The sequence below is a fragment of the Promicromonospora sp. NPDC023805 genome, from assembly GCF_040639635.1.
Taxonomy (GTDB): domain Bacteria; phylum Actinomycetota; class Actinomycetes; order Actinomycetales; family Cellulomonadaceae; genus Promicromonospora.
Map to the genome: position 1 here is coordinate 33,708 of NZ_JBFAAH010000033.1, position 18,437 is coordinate 52,144.

Genomic DNA, 18,437 nt, shown 5'->3' on the forward strand with positions numbered 1-18,437 from the left:
ATGGCAGTCGAGTTCACGCACCTTCCCCACGCCACGATCCTGGGTTACCCGCGCATCGGCCGACGACGCGAGCTCAAGCGCGCAGTCGAGTCCTTCTGGGCCGGGCGCACCACCGCCGAGGAGCTGGAGACCACAGCCCGCGACCTGCGGCTGACCACCGCTCGGCATCTCGCCGGACTGGGCCTGGACGGCACGGCCGCCGTCCCCGGCTCGTTCTCGTTCTACGACCAGGTGCTCGACGCCGTCGCCCTGCTGGGCGCGGTGCCCGAGCGGTTCCGGGACCTGGTCCCGGGCGCCGGGGGCGCACTCTCGCTGGAGGGCTACTTCACGCTGGCCCGCGGCGAGGGCGACAAGCCGCCGCTCGAGATGACCAAGTGGTTCGACACGAACTACCACTACCTCGTCCCGGAGATCGGGCCGGACACCCCGATCGGGTTCGTGGACGACCGCGTGGTGCGCCAGTTCACGGAGCTCGCCCAGCCCGCCGACGGCGGCCAGGCGGTCGTGACCCGTCCCGCGCTCGTGGGCCCGGTGACGTTCCTGCTGCTGAGCAAGGCGGCGGACGGCGCGCCCGACGGCTTCCACCCGCTCGACCGGCTCGACGACGTCGTCGCCGCCTACGCCGACGTGCTGCGCGCACTGGCCACCGCGGGCGCCCCCTGGGTGCAGCTCGACGAGCCCGCGCTGGTCACCGACCTGCTCGACGTCCCGTTCTCCGATGTAGCCAACGCCGTGCGCCGGGCCTACCCGCGCCTCGCCACCGAACTCTCCCCCGCGCCTGGCGCGGACGGCGCTGCCGAGCGCCCCGCGATCCTGGTCACCGCGCCGTACGGCGACCTGCGCAGCGACGCGGGCGACGGACTCGCGCTGCTCGCGGGCACCGACGTCGAGGCGATAGCCGTCGACCTCGTCAAGGGCGCCGTCCCCACCGGCCCCGTCGCCGGCCTGGAGACCAAGACCCTGGTCGCCGGCGTCGTCGACGGGCACAACATCTGGCGCGCCGACCTCGACGCCCGCCTGACCACGCTGGAGGGCCTTGGGGCCCTCGGGGCGTCCGCCGTCGCCGTCGGCACCTCGACCTCGCTGCTGCACGTGCCGCACGACGTCGCCGACGAGCCCCGCCTCGACGCCGGCCTGAAGTCGTGGCTCGCGTTCGCCGACCAGAAGGTCACAGAGGTCGTGACGCTGGCGACCGGCCTGACCGGCGGCCGGACGGCGGTCGCCGACGCGCTCGCCGAGTCGACGGCGGCGGTGCGGTCCCGCGCGGAGGCGCCCGGCGTCGTCGTACCGGAGGTCCGGGAGCGAACCGCGGCCCTGACCCCCGCCGACGTCGAACGCGCGCCCTACGCCGAGCGGGCAGCGGCCCAGCAGGCGAAGCTCGACCTGCCGCCGCTGCCGACCACCACGATCGGCTCGTTCCCGCAGACGGCGGAGATCCGGAAGACCCGGGCGGCCTGGGTGCGCGGCGAGCTGTCGGACGACGAGTACACGACCGCGATGCGCGCAGAGATCGCGAGCACCGTCGCCCTCCAGGAGGAGCTGGGCCTGGACGTGCTGGTGCACGGCGAACCCGAGCGCAACGACATGGTGCAGTACTTCGCGGAGCAGCTCGACGGGTTCGTGACCACCGTGCACGGCTGGGTGCAGTCGTACGGCTCGCGCTGCGTGCGCCCGCCGATCCTGTGGGGCGACGTGTCCCGGCCCGCGCCGCTGACCGTTGAGTGGACCGCGTACGCGGCGTCGCTCACGGACAAGCCGGTCAAGGGCATGCTCACGGGTCCGGTCACGATCCTGGCGTGGTCGTTCGTCCGCGACGACCTGCCGCTGGGCGACACCGCAGACCAGGTCGCCCTCGCGCTGCGCGACGAGGTGAGCGACCTGGAGGAGGCGGGCATCGGCGTCGTGCAGGTGGACGAGCCCGCGCTGCGCGAGCTGCTGCCGCTGCGCCGGGCCGACCACCCGGGGTACCTCGACTGGTCGGTGCGTTCGTTCCGGCTCTCGACCGCCGGCGCGGGCACCGCCACGCAGGTGCACACGCACCTGTGCTACTCGGAGTTCGGCCAGGTCATCGGCGCGATCGACGGCCTGGACGCCGACGTGACGTCGGTCGAGGCGGCGCGCTCCCGCATGGAGATCGTGCCCGAGCTGGCCGACGCCGGGTACGGCCGCGGCATCGGGCCGGGTGTCTACGACATCCACAGCCCGCGCGTGCCGTCCGTCGAGGAGGTGACCGAGCTCGTGCGGCTCGCCGCCAAGTCGATAGACCCGCGGCTCGTCTGGGTCAACCCGGACTGCGGCCTCAAGACCCGCGCCTACGCGGAGACCAAGGAGTCGCTCCGCAACCTGGTGAAGGCGACCGAAGAGGTCCGCGCGACCCTCTGACCCACTGCACTTCGAGGCCTAGGTTGCTCCGCTCTGAAGCGTTTCAGAGCGGAGCAACCTAGGCCTCGAAGTGTGCGGTCCGGAGGGCTGGCTAGCCGACGCGCCACTTCTGCGCCGCCGTGCCGTTACAGGTCCAGATCTGGAGCTGCGTGCCGTTCGCGGTGTTGCCGTTCGGGACGTCGACACACTTGTTCGCGAAGATCGAGACCAGGTCCCCCGCCCCGCTGAGCGTGAACCGCTGGGCCGCGTTGCCGCTGCAGTTCGCGAGCTGCACCGCCGTGCCGTCCGCGGTGTTGGCCCAGGCGACGTCCATGCACTTGCCGCCGGCGCGCAGGCTGCCGTCGGAGTGGAAGGTCCAGCGCTGCGCCGCCGTGCCGTTGCACGTCCAGATCTGCAGGCGCTTGCCGTCGGTGAACTCGGAGTTGGGTACGTCTATGCACTTGCCGCCCACGCCGATCAGGGCCTGTCCGCCGCCGCCCGACGTCGTCGTGAGCTGCAGCCCGTAGGTGCTCAGGATCGGGTTCAGCGGCTGGTAGATGAACCGGCCGCCCGAGGAGCAGTCGCCGATCCGGCCGGACGTGACGCCCTGCGCCTGGTCGCCCGAGAGCACTGAGCCGCCGGAGTCGCCGCCCTCCGCGCACGCCGAGCCCGTCGCCATGCCGGGGATGTCACCGTTGCCGTAGTTGATGGTGACGTTCTTCTCCTGGATGACGCCGCAGCGCCAGCCCGTCGTGCGGCCCGAGCGGCACACCGTCGCGCCGATCCCCTGCTCCGCCGAGCCGGCGACCGCCGCCGTCCCGCCCGCGTAGTTGTTGACGCGCGGGGTGGGAGTCCAGTTGCCGTTGGTCGCCACCCAGGCCCAGTCGTGGCCCGGGAAGGTCGACGCGCGGTAGGTGCCGAGCGCCGCGCCGTCGGACGCGTTGACCGGGTTGCCGGCGGCGCCGCAGTGCCCGGCGGTCACGAACCCGCCCTGCACGGCGAACCCGATCGAGCACAGCGTGACGAACCCGTCGCCCGTCGGGCGGTGGAACTCGTCGCCGCCGCGGATGTCGCGCGCGATCTCGGGCGCGACCTTCGACCTCTCGACCCGCACGACGCCGGCCGGCAGGTCGGCCTCGGCGATCATCGCCTTCGCCGCCGCGACATCGGCGGCCTGGACGACCACCTCGTTGGTGGTCGGGTCCGCGTACCAGGCGTGCACCGTCGGCGCGGCGCCCACCTTGTCCAGGGACTCCTTCCACGCGGTGAGCGCCTCGAGGCTGTGCGGGACGACGACGGCGTCGGCGCCGGCCCGCTCGGCGACCTTGGCCGCCGCCTGGGTGGTGACGGCGACCCGGGGCGCGTCGGCGCCGTCGGGCAGCCAGGTGCCCGCGTAGGCGCCGCCGAGCCGGGACGTGAGGTGGGCCTCGACGATCGCGGCCTCGGCGTCGAGCGCGAGCCGGTCCGGGATCTCGGCGCGGGTGAGGCCGAGGTCGCGCACCATCGCGCGGACCTGGGCGTCGGGCAGCTCGGCGGTGGACCGCGCGAGCTGGGTGGTGCTGAGCTGGGTGGTGCCGGCCGACGCCTGCAGGGGCGGCGCTGCCCCCGCTGCGGCGGCTCCGGTGAACGTTGTACCGACGACGATCGCGGCGGCCGACAGCGCTATCAGAGAGCGGGAAGCTCTCAAGGATCGTGACATGGTGTGCTCCTCATCAGGCCTGGAGAACCGGGTGCCTGGGAGCGTATTGACGCCGCGTCACCACCAGAACGGGTGGGACGGCGTCGTGTGGAAAGTACGTATCACCCCTTATGCCCGACAGATGCACCGCTGTGCACCCTCAGGCGGCGCGACCGTCAACGGGGCGAACGCTCCCCGCTCCCCCGGGCGACCACCCGGGTCGGCAGCACCACGAGCTCGACGGGCCGCGCTGGGTCCGCCGACCGCGCGACGGCGAGCTCGGCGGCACGGCGGCCCATCTCCACGGCGTCGTAGGCCACGACGGTGATGCCCAGCAGGTCGGCGAGCTCGAAGTCGTCGAAGCCGACGACTGCCACATCGGAGCCGCCCGGCGCGTCCCGCAGCGCCTGGAGCGTCCCGACGGTCACGCGGTTGTTCGCCGCGAGCACCGCGGTGGGCGGTTCCGGAGCCGCGAACAGCTCCAGCACCAGGTCGCGGGCGGCCGCGACGGAGTGGGCACCCGAGCGGAGCAGGCGCCCGGCGTCGGGCATCCCGGCGTCGCGCATGGCCGCGAGGAACTCGCTGCTGCGTTCCTGGTAGGTCCACAGGTGCGGCTCGTCGCCCACGAAGGCGATGCGGCGGTGCCCGTGGGCGAGCAGGTGGTCGACGGCGGCCCGCGTGCCGCCGCGGTTGTCGATGACCACCGTGTCGACGTCCATCCCGGCCGCCGGCCGGTCCACGGCCACCACGGTCAGCCCGGCGTCGATCTCGCCCTGCAGCGCCGAGTGGTCCGCGCCGGCGGGCGTCACGATCAGCGCGCCGACGCGCCGTTCGAGCAGCTCGCCGGTCAGCGACCCCTCGCGCGCGGGGTCCTCGTCGGACGACGCCGTGAGCAGCTGCAGCCCGTGCTCCCGCAGCTCCCGCTCGATACCGCTGGCGAGGGCAGAGTAGAACTGGTTGGCGAGGTCGCCGGTGATGAACCCGACCAGGCGCGAGAAGCCGCCGCGCGCGAGGTCGGCGGCCACCGCGTTGCGCCGGAAGCCCAGCGAGGTGGCGGCGTCCTGCACCCGCTCGCGGGTGGCGGCGGCTACGTTGGGCTCCCCGTTGAGCACGCGGGACGCCGTCTTCAGGCTCACCCCTGCGGCCTCGGCCACCACTGCCAACGTCGGACGACGGATCATGTGTCAGGCCTCCCGGCGCTTGCGCAGCAGCATGTCGATGATGATCGCCAGCAGCAGCACGGCGCCGGTCACCATGTAACGGGCCGCCTGGTCGACGTTCATCAGCGTGAGCCCGTTGGCGATGGACTGGATGACGAGCACCCCGAGCACGGCGGACCACGCGCTGCCCCGTCCACCGAACAGGCTGGTCCCGCCGATCACCGCCGCGGCGATCGCCACGAGGTAGGTGTCGGCGCCCCCGGTGCCCTGGTTGGCGGCGCCCAGGCGGCCGGCCGCGAGCACACCGCCGAGCGCGGCGAGCGTCGAGCAGGCCACGAAGCACAGCACGACCGTGCGCCGCACGGGCACGCCCGCGAGCATCGCCGCCCGCCGGTCACCGCCCACCGCGCGCACCGACCGGCCCCACCGCGTGCGGCGCAGCAGCACGTCGGTGACCACCACCAGCAGGGCGAAGAGGAGCACCGACCAGCCGATGCCGCGTGCGGTGCCCGCGTACAGGTAGGCCACTATCGCGGACAGCACAGCCGCCAGGACGAGCGTGCGGACGACGATCTGCGGCACGCTCGCGCAGGCGAGGTCCGCGCGCCGCCGTCGGGCCCGGGCGGCGAACTGCAGGGCCGCTGAGGCGACCACCGTCACGGCGACCAGCGCCCAGGCGACACCGGAGGGCAGGAACCCCTGCTGCACCGAGCGGACGAACCACGACTCGAACGGCAGGTTGATCGAGCCCAGCGGCCCGAGCACCCGCAGCTGCACCCCGGCGAGGAACAGCAGCCCGGCCAGGGTGAACACGAAGCTGGGCAGCCCGAGCCGCGTCGAGAGCGCACCGTAGCCCAGCCCGACCACCACCCCGCAGGCCAGGGCGGCGAGGATGGCGACGGCCACCGGCCAGCCCAGGGTCACGGAGCCGACGGCGACCACCGCCGCCGCGAGCCCGCTGAGCGACCCGACGGACAGGTCGATCTGGCCCACGAGCAGCACGAGCACTACGCCGAGCGCTATGACGCCGACGGGGGCGCTCTGCAGCGTGAGGTTGACGAGGTTCTCGGGCGCGAGGAACGCGGGGTTGACGGCGCCGAGGATCAGCCAGATACCGGCGAGCGCCGCGACGATCGGCAGCAGGCTGTTGCGGCCGCGCATGCGCTGCCAGACGGCGCCGGACAGGCCCGCGCCGGTGACGCTCGGCCCCGCGCTCATCGGCGTGCCGCCTGGTCCGGCCCGGGCTGCTCGGTGCCGGAGGTCTTGGGCCCGGCGAGCTTGGTCCCGGGCCGGACGGCGCCCGTCATGGCGGCGAGCAGGTCCTCGTAGGACGCGTCGCCGTCGAACACGTCGTGCACGCGGCCGAGGCGCAGCACGAGGATGCGGTCCGCGACGGCCTGCAGGTCGCCCGCCTGGTGGCTGACCAGCACGACGGCGTGGCCGCGCTCCCGCAGCCGGACGATCAGGTTGAGCACCTCGGCGGTCTGACGCACGCCGAGGGACGCCGTCGGCTCGTCGAGGACCACCACCCGCGGCGAGCCGAGCAGCGCCCTGGCCACCGCGACGACCTGGCGCTGGCCACCGGACAGGGTGCGCACCGGTTCGCGCACGGTGGGCACGCTGGCGGCGAGCTGGTCGAGCAGGCGCCAGGCCTCGCGTTCCATGGCCACCTCGTCGAGCAGGGGCCCGCGCCGGGTCTCGTGCCCGAGGAACAGGTTCTCGACGACGTCCAGGTCGTCCACGAGGGCCAGCTCCTGGAACACCGCGGCGATGCCGACGGCGCGGGCGGCGGCGGGCGAGCCGAGCACCACGGGGCGCCCGTCGAGCAGCACCTGGCCGGCGTCCGGCCGGTGGGCGCCCGCGAGGACACCCGCGAGCGTGGACTTGCCCGCGCCGTTGTCGCCGACGACGGCGAGCACCTCATGCTCGTGCACGTCGGCGTCGACGTCGACCAGGGCGCGGACGCCCCCGAACCACTTGGACACACCCCGCAGGGAGAGCACCGGGTCGCTCATGACTCCTCCTGCCCGATCAGGCCCGCACGCTCGCACGCGGCCTCGTACGCGGGCACGCAGATCTGCTCGGTGGAGTAGACCCGCCCGTCGACGATCACGTGCTGGACGTCGGCGGCGGCGACCGCGCGCGGTGCCAGCAGCATGGTCGGCACACCCTCGATGACCACGCTCGCACGGGGGTCCTCGCCGCGCAGCACGCGCACGGCCAGCTCGGCGGCCGTCTGGGCCTGCTGGTCGGTCGCCTTGTAGACGGTCATGTACTGGTCCCCCGCGATGATCCGCTGCACGGCGGCGAGCTCGCCGTCCTGCCCGGTGGTGACGGGCACGGGGTCGAGCCCGGCCGCCTTCGCCGCGGCGATCGCGCCGCCCGCCATGCCGTCGTTGGCGGCGAGGATGCCGTCGACCTGGCCCGGGTACCTGGTCAGCATCGCCTCGGTCCACTCGGTGGCCTTGTCGGGGCTCCAGTCGGGCGTGAAGTGCTCGGCGAGCACGTCGATGTCCTCTCCTTCGAGGGCGCGGCGGGTGCCGGCCGCGATCGCGAGCGCGTTGGGCTCGGTCGCCGAGCCGTGCACCAGCAGCACCCCTGGCCGTCCGTCGTCGGAGCCGTCCGGGCCGTCGTCGGCCCGTGCTTCTGCTCGCTCGTCGACTCTCTCCTTGACCGCGCCGACCAGGGCCGAGCCCAGCAGGAAGCCGATGAACTCGTAGTCGTACGACACGTAGTAGTCCGCGCCGTCCACGAACCGATCGTAGGCGATGACCTGCGCACCGAGCCTCTTGGCCTGCACCGCTATCCCGACGGCGGCGACGGTGTCCACGGCGTCGAGCACCAGCACGTCGGCGCCCTGCGCGAGCATCGACTCGGCCTGCTGGAGCTGGGCGGCGGCGTCCTGCCCCGCGTTGGCGTACAGGACGGTGCAGCCGGGGCAGCGCCGGTCGACGACGGACACGAAGGTCGGCCGGTCGGAGGCCTCGTACCGCGCGGTCTGCGCCTCGGGCAGCAGCAGGCCGATAGTCCCCTCGGCCACGGCGCCCTCGGCCCCGGCCGACCCGCCGGGCCCGCTCGCTCCACCACCAGTACACCCGCCAACCAGAAGCCCAACCGCCACCACCCACCCCACCGCCCGCTGAGTGCGTGATATTTGCCCCTTCGAAACGGTTCGACGGGACAAATACCCAGCACTCAACGGGCGGGGCGGCGGGACGGTCACTGGCCCACTCCTAGCGAGCCGAACATTCTTGCCTGGTCCAGGGCCGCCGCCAGGGCGCCGCGGACGCCGGCGTCGGCGCCCAGGGTCGACGGGATCACCTCGACGGGGCCGCGGGACGTCGCGACTATGCGCTGGCCGAGCGCGGTGCGCAGCGGTTCGAGCAGCACGTCCCCGGCCTCGGCGAGCGTGCCGCCGATGACCACGACGTCGGGGTCGACGAGGTTGCACAGGTTGGCCAGGGCGATGCCTAGGTGCCGGCCGGCGTCGAACACGACGCGGCGGCAGCCTGCGTCGCCGTCGAGCGCGCGGGCCACGAGGTCCGCGAGGGTGAGGTGGCCCGCCTCGGGCGGGAGCATGGAGAGGAGGCTGGTGGCGCCCACCAGCATCTCGAGGCAGCCGCGGTTGCCGCAGCGGCAGACGGGACCGTGCTCGTCGACGGACACGTGCCCGATCTCGCCGGCGACCCCGGACCTGCCGTGCAGGGCGCGGCCGCCGAGCACGAGCCCGCCGCCCACGCCGTGGGAGACCCGGACGTAGGCGACCGAGTCGTACCCCGCTCCGGCGCCGAACCGGGCCTCCGCAATCGCGGCGAGCGTCGAGTCGTTGTCGGCGGTGACGGGGACGTCGAGCTCGGCGCCCAGGATCTCGTCGACGTGCACGCCGTCCCAGCCGCGCATCATGCCGACGGTCACCACCTGGCCGGTGCGGATGTCGACGGGAGCCGGCACCCCTACGCCGACGGCGAGCAGCTCGGACGGGTCGGCGTCCACCGCCTCCATCATCTCCCTGACCAGCATCGCGACGCGCTGCAGTCCGGCGTCCGCCCGGTGGTCGGGGGCGAGCGGCATGCGCTGCTCGGCCAGGACCCGCATCGACGCGTCGGAGAGCGCGACGCTGAGCGAGCGCATCCCGAACCGGATGCCGGCGACCACACCGAGGTTGCGGGCGAGGGTCACCTGGAGCGCGCGCCGGCCGTTCCGCGTGGACTGCGCGGTGTGGAGCACACCGGCGGTGGTGAGCTCCTTGACGATGTTCGAGATAGTGGCTGGGGACAGCCCTGTGACGCCGGCCAGCTCGATCTGCGTGAGCGAGCCACGCTGCTGGACGGCGCTCACGATACGGGCTCGGTTGGCCTCACGGAGTGAGGTCTGCGAACCCGGTGTTACCCGATCCGCGCGCACAGCGCCCAGGGTAACCGCCTTCCGGGGCACTATGCGGGGTTTGGATACACGAACTGAACCTTCAGGTCACGATCGGGCGTCGCTTGCGTTCAATTCTTGACACCAACGCGGCCCGGTCGTTCGATAGGACCCGGGTTCACGGGCGTACAGGCGCGCCCGGCCGGTCGCAGGAACGATGTGGTCCTGGGCGCGAAGTGATTTCACCTTCGGCGCGCACCACGACGTCGTCCGGGTCGGTGCTCCAGCGACCGAGGAAGGTTGAGGGACCCCAGATGCGTTCGAACCGGAGGATCACCGCGACGGTGGCGACAGCCGCTGTTCTCGGTCTCACGCTTGCCGCGTGCGGCGGCGGCAACACGGGTGGCGACGGCGGCACCGAGGGCGGCGGCAGCCAGGTCGAGGTGTTCACCTGGTGGGCCGCTGGCTCCGAGAAGGCAGGACTCGACGCCCTGGTCGGCGAGTTCGAGAAGCAGCACCCCGGCATCGAGTTCGTCAACGGCGCCGTCGCCGGTGGTGCGGGCTCCGCCGCGAAGGACCTGCTGCAGACCCGCCTGCAGGCGCAGGACCCGCCGGACACGTTCCAGGCCCACGCGGGCGCGGAGCTGCAGGACTACATCGACGCCGCGCAGATCGAGGACGTCTCCGACCTCTACGACGAGTTCGGGCTGACGGACGCGTTCCCGGCCGACCTGGTCGACCGGCTCTCGTCGGAGGACGGCGCGATCTACTCGATCCCGTCGAACATCCACCGCGCGAACGTCGTCTGGGCCAACCCGACGGTGCTCGAGGAGAACGGGATCGACCCGTCAGGCCAGTACGCGGACCTCGACGCGTGGATCGCCGACCTCGAGACCCTCGACGCCGCAGGCGTCACTCCGCTCTCGGTGGGCACCACCTGGACCCAGGTGCACCTGCTCGAGACGGTGCTGCTCGCCAGCCTGGGCGCCGACGCGTACAGCGGGCTGTGGGACGGCAGCACCGACTGGGAGGGTGCGGAGGTCACCGCCGCGCTCGAGAACTTCGAGACCCTCATGGGCTTCACCAACGACGACCGCGACGGTCTCGACTGGCCTGAGGCCACCCAGATGGTGATCGACGGCGGCGCCGCGTTCAACGTCATGGGCGACTGGGCGGTCGCGGCGTTCGAGGAGCAGGACAAGGCGCTGGGCACGGACTTCACGGCGGCCCCGGTCCCGGGCACCGACGGGACGTTCGACTTCCTCGCCGACTCCTTCACGCTGCCGGTCGGCGCCCCCGACCCCGAGGGCGCCAAGGCGTGGCTGGAGACCGTCGGCTCGCTCGAGGGCCAGGTCGCGTTCAACAAGGCGAAGGGCTCCATCCCCGCCCGCACCGACGCCGACCCCGCGGACTTCTCGGAGTACCAGCAGACCGCCATCGAGTCGTTCGCGAACGACACGATCGTGTCCTCGCTGATGCACGGTGCGGCGACGCCGGTCGCGACGCTCAACGCGATCTCCGACTCGACGAGCAAGTTCACCACCGGCGCGTCCGACCTGGCCGGGTTCCAGTCCGAGCTGGCAGCCGCCGCACAGGGCTGATGCTCACGCGCTGACCGCTCCAGCGGAACGCACACCGCCGTACGTCGCGCGCCGTCGGGGCTTCCCGACGGCGCGCGGCTGCGCCCACCATCTCGCCCATCCATCTGGGGTACCTACATGATCAACAAGCTGCGGCGACTCGGGCCACCGCTCCTCCTGCTCGCCCCGTCCCTGATCCTCATCGGCGTCTTCGTCTACGGGCTGATCGCGGCCAACTTCACGACGTCGCTGACGGACAACCACACAGCGGCGCAGGCCACCGGGCAGAAGCCCACCGCCAACGTGTGGTTCACGAACTACCTCGACCTGCTGGCCAGCGAGGACTTCCAGCACTCGCTGATGAACCTCGTCCTGTACACGGTCGTCTTCCTGGCCGGGACCATGGTCATGGGCTTCCTGTGGGCCTGGATGCTCGAGAAGCCGGTCAAGGGCGAGGGGGTCTTCCGCTCCGTGTACCTCTTCCCGATGGCGGTTTCGTTCGTCGCCTCGGGTGTGGTGTGGCGCTGGCTGCTGAACTCCAACCAGGACGACAAGGCCTCCGGCCTGAACCGCCTGTTCCAGATGGTCGGGCTCGACGCGCTGCAGAACAACTGGTGGAACAACGTCACGTTCGGCATCGTCGCGATCGCCGTCCCCGCGATCTGGCAGCTGTCCGGCTACGTGATGGCGCTGTTCCTCGCCGGGTTCCGCGGCATCCCGGACGAGCTGCGCGAGGCCGCGCGGATCGACGGCGCCAGCGAGTGGAAGCTCTACCGGTACGTCCTGTTCCCGCAGCTGTCCCCGGTCGCGCTGTCCGCGCTGATCATCATCGGCCACATGTCGCTCAAGGCGTTCGACCTCATCATGTCGATCTCCAAGCCGGCCAACTACCAGACCAAGGTTCCCGCCGTCGACATGTTCGTGTTCAAGTCGAGCTTCGACTACGCGAACGCCGCCGCCGTCGGCTCGATCCTGCTGATCATCGTGGCGCTCGTCATCGTGCCGTACCTGATCCGCACGAACCGCGAGGAGAAGCGATGACCGCCGCGACCAACGTGCTCGCCAGCCCGCGCCAGGCGCCCAGCGGGCCCCCGACGCGCGTCAGCAGGAGCCGCTACTCCCTGGCCCGCACATGCAAGTACGCGGGCCTCATCTTCTTCCTGGTGGTAGTCCTCATCCCGGTGTACGTGCTGCTGGTGACCAGCTTCAAGGGCACCGGCGACGCCGACCCGAGCCGCGCCTGGGCCCTGCCCCAGCTCTGGACGCTCGACAACTGGGCCACGGCGTGGACCGCGCTGTCCCCCGCGATCATGCGCAGCCTCGCGATAGTGGTGCCGAGCTCGATCATCTCGGCGTTCCTCGGGTCGCTGAACGGGTTCGTGCTGGCCCGGTGGAGCTTCCGCGGCGCGGACCTCGTCTTCACCGTGATCCTGTTCGGCATGTTCATCCCGTACCAGGCGGTGATGATCCCGCTGAACCAGCTCATCCTGGACCTCGGCGTGCCCACGGGCGTGCCGACGCTGATCATGCTGCACGTCGTCTACGGCATCCCGATCACGACGCTGATCTTCCGGAACTACTACATGACGGTGCCGCACGAGCTCATCGAGGCCGCGCGCGTCGACGGCGCGGGCATGCTGCGCACCTACTGGTCGATCCTCCTGCCCATCTCGATCCCGAGCTTCGTCGTGGTGCTCATCTGGCAGTTCACCTCGGCGTGGAACGACTTCCTGTTCGCGGTGTTCTTCTCGTCGTCCCAGAACGGCCCGGTCACCGTCGCGCTGAACAACCTCGCCAACGGTGCGCTGCTGCAGAACTACGGCGTCTCGATGGCGGGCGCGCTGTTCGCGTCGCTGCCCACGCTGCTGGTCTACATAGTGCTCGGCAAGTACTTCGTGGGCGGCCTGATGTCGGGCTCGGTCAAGGGCTGAGGGCTAGAGCGGCTCGTGTGGCGGCTCGTGTCATGATCGGCGCATGTATCGCCTCGTGGACGAGCCGCCCACCCTGGACGAGTACCTCGAGCTGCGCCGGTCCTCCGGCCTCTCGCCCAAGACACCCGAGCAGGGCGCGCCGGCCCTGACCGGCAACTGGTACTTCTGTCACGTACGGACCGACGCCGACCACGCCGACCCAGGCCGGGCCGTCGCGATGGGCCGGATCATCGGCGACGGCGGCTGGTACTTCCACATCGCCGACATGGCCACGCTCCCGGAGTTCCAGCGCCAGGGGCTCGGCCGGATGGTGCTGGACCGCCTGCTCGACGAGATCCGCGCCAAGGCCCCGGCGGACCCGTACGTGACCCTCATCGGGGACCCGCCGGGACGCAGGCTCTACGAGAACGTCGGCTTCGCCGACGTCGCACCGAGCCTCGGGATGCGCATCCGGCTGTAGCACCGCCCGAGCCGGGCAAACGCTTTGACCGTGTCAGTGGGTCGCCTCATGATGGCCTGGTGAGCGAAGCGGCGACGATCGAACCGAGCGCACGTCCGCGCGACTGGGTGGCCCTGGCGCTGCTCGTCCTGCCGTGCACGCTCATCTCGGTCAACTCGAACCTGCTCAACCTCGCGATGCCGGCGCTCGCCGCCGAGCTGCGACCCACCGCCGGCGAGCTGCTCTGGATCTCCGACGTCTACGTGTTCCTCGTGGCCGGCCTGCTGCTGCCCATGGGCGCGCTCGCGGACCGGTTCGGCCGACGGCGGATGCTCCTGATCGGCGCGGCCGTCTTCGGCGCCGCATCCGTCGGCGCGGCCTTCGCACCCTGGGCCCTGGCTCTCATCGCCTGGCGAGCGCTGATCGGAGTGGGCGCCGCCATGATCGCGCCGTCGACGATCGCGCTCATCCGCTCGATGTTCCGGGTGCCGCGGCAACGCGCCGCGGCGCTCGGGATCTGGACGGCCGGCTTCGCCGTCGGCGGCATCCTCGGGCCGGTGATCGGGGGCTTCCTGATCGCCGCGGTCGACTGGCGGGCGGTGTTCGCCGTGACGCCGCCTGCCATGGTCGCGCTGCTGGTCCTCGGCCCCCTGCTGCTCCCAGAGCATCGCAGCGCGACGTCGCGGCGCATGGACGTCGTCGGTGTCGCGCTGGGCATCGCGGGCATCCTCGCCACCGTGTACGCGATCAAGCAGCTCGCGGCGGCGGCAGAGCCCGTCCTGCCGCTGCTCAGCGGGATCGGCGGGGTGGCCCTGCTGATCGGGTTCGGCCTGCACATTCGACGGACCGCCCATCCCGTCCTGGACGCGAGCCTGTTCCAGGAGCGGACGCTCACGGTCCCGCAGGCCGGCAACGCGCTGGCTTTCGCCGTCCTGTACGGCACGCAGCTGCTGATCGGCCAGTACCTCCAGTCCGTGCTCGGCATGACCCCGCTCGAGGCAGGGCTCTGGACCATACCCAGCGCCGTCGCCTACGCCGTCGGCGGGTTGCTGGCTCCCCGGCTGGAGGCACGGCTCGGCGCGCCGAACGTCCTCGCGCTCGGGCTCACCGTCTCGGCAGCGGGGTTCGCCATCATGGGGCTCGTCGGCACCGGCAGCGGCGTCGTTCCCTTCGTCGCGGGGAGCATCGTGTCCGCCCTCGGTCTCGCACCGCTCTACCAGGTGACGACGGCACTGGCGATGAGCACTGCCCCGCGCGACCGCGCCGGGACCGCCGGGGCCACGCTCGAGACGACCACCAATCTCGGCGGAGCGCTCGGCATCGCCCTGTTCGGCAGCGTCGCGAGCGCCGCCTACCGCCTGGGCACGGCAGGTGGCGGTACACAGAGCATCGGCGATGCGGCGACGACGGCCGCACACCTTCCTCCGGCGCAGGCGGAGGCGCTCCTGGAGGCCGCGAGTTCGGCGTTCGTCGACGGCTTCCGGCTCGTCGTGCTGAGCGGTGCGGTGCTCCTGTTCGTCGCGGCGGCCCTCACCCGCCGGCTGCTGCGCAGCGCCTGATCGCCGAGTCCCCGGCGAGGCCGCGTACCCAGTGATTCGGCCCGAAGACGGCGGGTTTTCGGGCCGGATCGCTGGGTACGCGCAGCGGGCCGGCGCCGGCGGCGTCCTACCCTGGGACCCATGACAGCGGAACCCGGCAGCGGCGTCGATCCCGACAGCGGGTTCGGCGCCGGATTCGATGCCCGATTCGATGCCGTGGGGATCGACGACGACACCCGGCTCGTCTACCGCTACGTGCTCGCCCAGGGCACGGTCCGGGTGGACGACGTCTTGCGGGACGTCCCGCTGGAGGGGACCGACGCCGCCGGCATGCTGGCCCGGCTGCGGGCCGCCGGGCTGATCAACCGCACGAGCGGCGGCGAGGGCGAGTACACCGCCGTCGACCCGCGGATCGCGCTGCGCGCGCTGACGGAGCGTACGGAGACCCACCTCGACCGGATCCGGGCGGCGATCCCCGATCTGGCGGACCTGTTCGAGCAGACCACCGACGCCGGCGAGTCCGGTGCCGGTGTGCACGTGATCGACGACCCCGCGCTGATCGGCGCCTGGTACACCCGCCTGGAGCACGAGGTGACGGGCGAGTTCATGGCGTTCGACCGGCCGCCCTACGTGCTGGCGGGCGAGAACCCCGTCGAGCCGCTGGTCCTGGAGCGCGGCGTGCTCTGGCGGGCCGTCTACGCGGCTGAGGTGCTCGAGCGGCCGGGTGCGTGGGCCGAGATGCGCTACGCCGCCAGCAAGGGCGAGCGGGCCCGGATCGCGCGGACCCTGCCGACCAAGCTGGCCATCGCCGACCGGCGGACGGCGCTGGTCAGCTCCACGCTCGACCCGCACCGGCCGACGGCGATAGTCGTCGAGGGCGGGCCCCTCGTCGACCTGCTCTGCGCCGCCTTCGAGGCCGTGTGGGCCGACTCGATAGAGGTCCCGGCGACCGACAGCCTGGAGGGCGCTGCTCCCCCGGACCGCGGCCCGGGCAAGGACGACCGGGCGCTGCTCGCCCTGCTCGGCTCGGGTGCGAAGGACGAGACGATCGCGCGCGAGCTCGGGCTGTCCGAGCGCACGCTGCGCCGGCGCAGCGCGGACCTGCTGCGCCGCCTCGGCGCGGCCAACCGCTTCCAGGCGGGCGCGCAGGCGGTCCGGCGCGGCTGGATCTGACCGGCGGCTCCCCCGTGACAGCCGTGTCAACACGTGCGGCCGGTACCGGCCAGTGGCCGGAACCGGCCATTACCGCCATTGCCGAACCGGTGCGACGGCGGATAGACAACCCTTATGCAACCTCCGTCCTCCGGCCGCCGCTGGGGTGCTCTCGTCACGGGCACCCTCGTCGCTGCCTCCGTGATTCTGTCGCCGGCCGCCGCCGCCCCGAAGCCCGTCTCTGCGTCGGACCCGGGGACCGACCCGGTCCGGGTGATCATCGAGCTCGACGCACCGAGCGCCGCCGAGGTGGTCGGCGACGAGCGGGTCGCCGCCGCGCGTTCCGGCACGGGCTCGGCCAGGGCGCGCAGTGCCTTCGCCGCCGACTACCGGGCCGCCGTCGAGACGGTCGAGGACGCTCAGGGCGGCGTCACCTCGTGGGCCGTCCGCAACGACGTAGAGCTCGACGACACGCGGTCGGTGACCGGGGTGCTCGACGCGATCACCGCCACGGTCGACCCCGCGGACCTGTCCGAGCTGCGGGCCGCCCCCGGCGTCGCACGCGTCACCGAGGACGCGCCAGTGCGCCTCCTCGGCGAGGCCAACATCCCCGCCACGGGCGCGCCGCAGGTCTGGGAGCGCACCGACGCCGACGGCACGCCCGTCAAGGGCGAGGGCCGCACCGTGGCGATCATCGACACGGGCATCGACTACACGCTGCCCGACCTCGGCGCCGGGTTCGGCCCGGGCCACCGTGTGGTGGACGGGTACGACTTCGTCAACGACGACGCCGACCCGATGGACGACCACATGCACGGTACCCACGTGGCCGGCATCGTCGGCGCGGGCGGGGACAACCTCACCGGCATGGCGCCCGACGTCACGCTCACCGCGTGGAAGGCCATGGACGCGAACGGCGGCGGCACCACCGAGGGCCTGCTGCTCGCGCTGGACGCCGCGATCGACCCGCTGGGCGACGCCCCGGCCGACGTCGTGAACATGAGCCTCGGCACGCCCGGCGACGGCACCGACCCGCTGGGCCGCGCGTCCACCGCCGCCGTCCGGCAGGGTGTCGTGGTCGTGGCCGCGGCGGGCAACTCCGGGCCGTACGACCAGAGCGTCGGCTCGCCGGCCGCGGCCGAGGGCGTCATCGCCGTCGGCGCGAGCGTGACCGGCGTGGCCGACCCGACCCTCAGGCTCGACCCGGCCCGGAGGGGCGGCGAGCGCCGGCCCCTGGACGTGACCCGGTTCCCGCTGTCGGCGAACCCGCCCGCGGGCGGGTTGCGGGCCCGGCTGGTCGACGTCGGCGACGGCTTCGCGTTCGGCGGCGGCCGCATCCTCACCGCGGGCGCCGGCGAGTCCGACGCCGACCTCGCGCAGGTCGGCCCGACCGGGGGCTTCAGCCCGACGGCGCTGGCGGTGTCCCCGCACGACGAGGAAACCGTGGCGGTGGGCTACACGTCGATAGTCGACTCGGGCCTCATGGTGTCGCGCGACGGGTTCGAGACGTGGACGAGCTACGACCACGGCATGCTGATCCAGCAGGTGGTGCCGGACCCGGTGGACGACGCGCGGCTGTGGCTGGCGACGTCGTCCGGCCTGTACCGGTCGGACGACCTGGGCAGGACGATCACCCGGCTGACGCAGGACGAGGCCAGGTCCGTCTGGGTCGACCCCGAGGACACGGACCACGTGGTGGTCGGCGAGCTGCCGGGCATCCGGGTGAGCACGGACGGCGGAGAGTCGTTCCGGGCCGCGGAGGTGCCGAACACGTCGGCCGCTGTGGACACGTTCGTGGCCGTCGAGGTGCCGGACGGCCCGGCCGCCGGGACGGAGCTCCTGGTCGCGGGCGCCGCACGGTGGAAGCCGTACGGGCTGGCGGCCAACGGCGCGGGGGTGCTCGTCTCGGGCGACGGCGGCGCCACGTGGGCCTCGGCGTCGAACGGTCTGACGGCGATGTCGGTGCGCTCCCTGGCCGTGAGCCCGGACGGCGCGTGGGTCTACGCGGGCGCCGACGAGGGCGGGGTGCACCGCACAGCGGTCAGCGCGCTCGTGCCGGACGACCTGGCGGCATCGAAGGCGAGCGCCGACCTGGAGGTCCGCCGCCGCTGAGATACCCCCGGCAGGGTGATCGGTAGAACGTCAGGTGGTCGGCAGCCCGGGCTGCCCCGCCCACAACTGGATAGCCCAAAACCGGGAACGGCGCGGGGGCCCGGGCGGGCCGGGTGGGGTCGGG

At 72.6% G+C, this 18,437-nt stretch carries 14 protein-coding genes; 8 read left to right on the top strand and 6 right to left on the bottom strand.

What is annotated here, in order from left to right:
- Positions 1–2,382: a 5-methyltetrahydropteroyltriglutamate--homocysteine S-methyltransferase gene (gene metE / locus AB0F70_RS24455; RefSeq protein WP_357454759.1), complete on the top strand. Its 2,382-nt coding sequence runs from the start codon at positions 1–3 to the stop codon at positions 2,380–2,382.
- 91 nt (positions 2,383–2,473) lie between these two features.
- Here the strand turns inward: metE and AB0F70_RS24460 are convergent, their stop codons facing one another.
- From AB0F70_RS24460 to AB0F70_RS24485, 6 genes are all read right to left on the bottom strand, one after another.
- Positions 2,474–4,060 carry a ricin-type beta-trefoil lectin domain protein gene (locus AB0F70_RS24460; RefSeq protein WP_357454762.1) on the bottom strand — a complete coding sequence of 529 codons (1,587 nt, stop codon included), beginning with the start codon at positions 4,058–4,060 and terminating at the stop codon, positions 2,474–2,476.
- Between the two features lie 155 nt (positions 4,061–4,215).
- Positions 4,216–5,220 (bottom strand): LacI family DNA-binding transcriptional regulator, encoded by a 1,005-nt coding sequence (locus AB0F70_RS24465; protein WP_357454765.1) that lies wholly within the window; start codon positions 5,218–5,220, stop codon positions 4,216–4,218.
- A gap of 3 nt (positions 5,221–5,223) precedes the next feature.
- Complete coding sequence (locus tag AB0F70_RS24470) at positions 5,224–6,417, bottom strand: sugar ABC transporter permease (RefSeq protein WP_357454769.1); 1,194 nt, start codon at positions 6,415–6,417, stop codon at positions 5,224–5,226.
- On the bottom strand, positions 6,414–7,214 hold the full coding sequence (locus AB0F70_RS24475) for an ATP-binding cassette domain-containing protein (protein ID WP_357454772.1): 801 nt from the start codon (positions 7,212–7,214) through the stop codon (positions 6,414–6,416). Before AB0F70_RS24475 ends, AB0F70_RS24470 begins: the two co-directional genes overlap by 4 nt.
- Entirely contained in the window at positions 7,211–8,239 is a 1,029-nt protein-coding gene (locus AB0F70_RS24480) for a substrate-binding domain-containing protein (RefSeq protein ID WP_357454776.1), read from the bottom strand. The genes AB0F70_RS24475 and AB0F70_RS24480 overlap by 4 nt, the downstream gene beginning before the upstream one ends.
- A gap of 179 nt (positions 8,240–8,418) precedes the next feature.
- Positions 8,419–9,537 (bottom strand): ROK family transcriptional regulator, encoded by a 1,119-nt coding sequence (locus AB0F70_RS24485; RefSeq protein WP_357454778.1) that lies wholly within the window; start codon positions 9,535–9,537, stop codon positions 8,419–8,421.
- Between the two features lie 338 nt (positions 9,538–9,875).
- On the opposite strand from AB0F70_RS24485, the gene AB0F70_RS24490 reads away from it, so the two are divergent.
- The 7 genes from AB0F70_RS24490 to AB0F70_RS24520 all read left to right on the top strand — a co-directional run bounded on the left by AB0F70_RS24490 (position 9,876) and on the right by AB0F70_RS24520 (position 18,313).
- Positions 9,876–11,162, top strand: coding sequence for an ABC transporter substrate-binding protein (locus tag AB0F70_RS24490; RefSeq protein ID WP_357454780.1), 1,287 nt, complete (start codon positions 9,876–9,878; stop codon positions 11,160–11,162).
- A gap of 117 nt (positions 11,163–11,279) precedes the next feature.
- A complete protein-coding gene (locus AB0F70_RS24495) occupies positions 11,280–12,182 on the top strand; it encodes a sugar ABC transporter permease (protein WP_357454783.1) in 903 nt (300 codons plus the stop codon).
- Positions 12,179–13,072 carry a carbohydrate ABC transporter permease gene (locus tag AB0F70_RS24500; protein WP_357454786.1) on the top strand — a complete coding sequence of 298 codons (894 nt, stop codon included), beginning with the start codon at positions 12,179–12,181 and terminating at the stop codon, positions 13,070–13,072. The genes AB0F70_RS24495 and AB0F70_RS24500 overlap by 4 nt, the downstream gene beginning before the upstream one ends.
- Positions 13,073–13,115: 43 nt before the next feature.
- A complete protein-coding gene (locus AB0F70_RS24505) occupies positions 13,116–13,532 on the top strand; it encodes a GNAT family N-acetyltransferase (protein ID WP_357454789.1) in 417 nt (138 codons plus the stop codon).
- Positions 13,533–13,591: 59 nt separating this feature from the next.
- A complete protein-coding gene (locus AB0F70_RS24510; protein WP_357454792.1) occupies positions 13,592–15,070 on the top strand; it encodes an MFS transporter in 1,479 nt (492 codons plus the stop codon).
- A 120-nt stretch (positions 15,071–15,190) separates the two neighbouring features.
- Positions 15,191–16,222: a helix-turn-helix transcriptional regulator gene (locus tag AB0F70_RS24515; protein ID WP_357454795.1), complete on the top strand. Its 1,032-nt coding sequence runs from the start codon at positions 15,191–15,193 to the stop codon at positions 16,220–16,222.
- Between the two features lie 114 nt (positions 16,223–16,336).
- Entirely contained in the window at positions 16,337–18,313 is a 1,977-nt protein-coding gene (locus AB0F70_RS24520; RefSeq protein WP_357454798.1) for a S8 family serine peptidase, read from the top strand.
- The last annotated feature ends 124 nt before the right edge of the window (positions 18,314–18,437 follow it).

Coding starts and splice junctions, on each gene's coding strand:
- metE (WP_357454759.1), top strand. CDS start 1: ATGGCAGTCGAGTTCACGCACCTTCCCCACGCCACGATCCTGGGTTAC.
- AB0F70_RS24460 (WP_357454762.1), bottom strand. CDS start 4,060: ATGTCACGATCCTTGAGAGCTTCCCGCTCTCTGATAGCGCTGTCGGCC.
- AB0F70_RS24465 (WP_357454765.1), bottom strand. CDS start 5,220: ATGATCCGTCGTCCGACGTTGGCAGTGGTGGCCGAGGCCGCAGGGGTG.
- AB0F70_RS24470 (WP_357454769.1), bottom strand. CDS start 6,417: ATGAGCGCGGGGCCGAGCGTCACCGGCGCGGGCCTGTCCGGCGCCGTC.
- AB0F70_RS24475 (WP_357454772.1), bottom strand. CDS start 7,214: ATGAGCGACCCGGTGCTCTCCCTGCGGGGTGTGTCCAAGTGGTTCGGG.
- AB0F70_RS24490 (WP_357454780.1), top strand. CDS start 9,876: ATGCGTTCGAACCGGAGGATCACCGCGACGGTGGCGACAGCCGCTGTT.
- AB0F70_RS24495 (WP_357454783.1), top strand. CDS start 11,280: ATGATCAACAAGCTGCGGCGACTCGGGCCACCGCTCCTCCTGCTCGCC.
- AB0F70_RS24500 (WP_357454786.1), top strand. CDS start 12,179: ATGACCGCCGCGACCAACGTGCTCGCCAGCCCGCGCCAGGCGCCCAGC.
- AB0F70_RS24505 (WP_357454789.1), top strand. CDS start 13,116: ATGTATCGCCTCGTGGACGAGCCGCCCACCCTGGACGAGTACCTCGAG.
- AB0F70_RS24515 (WP_357454795.1), top strand. CDS start 15,191: ATGACAGCGGAACCCGGCAGCGGCGTCGATCCCGACAGCGGGTTCGGC.
- AB0F70_RS24520 (WP_357454798.1), top strand. CDS start 16,337: ATGCAACCTCCGTCCTCCGGCCGCCGCTGGGGTGCTCTCGTCACGGGC.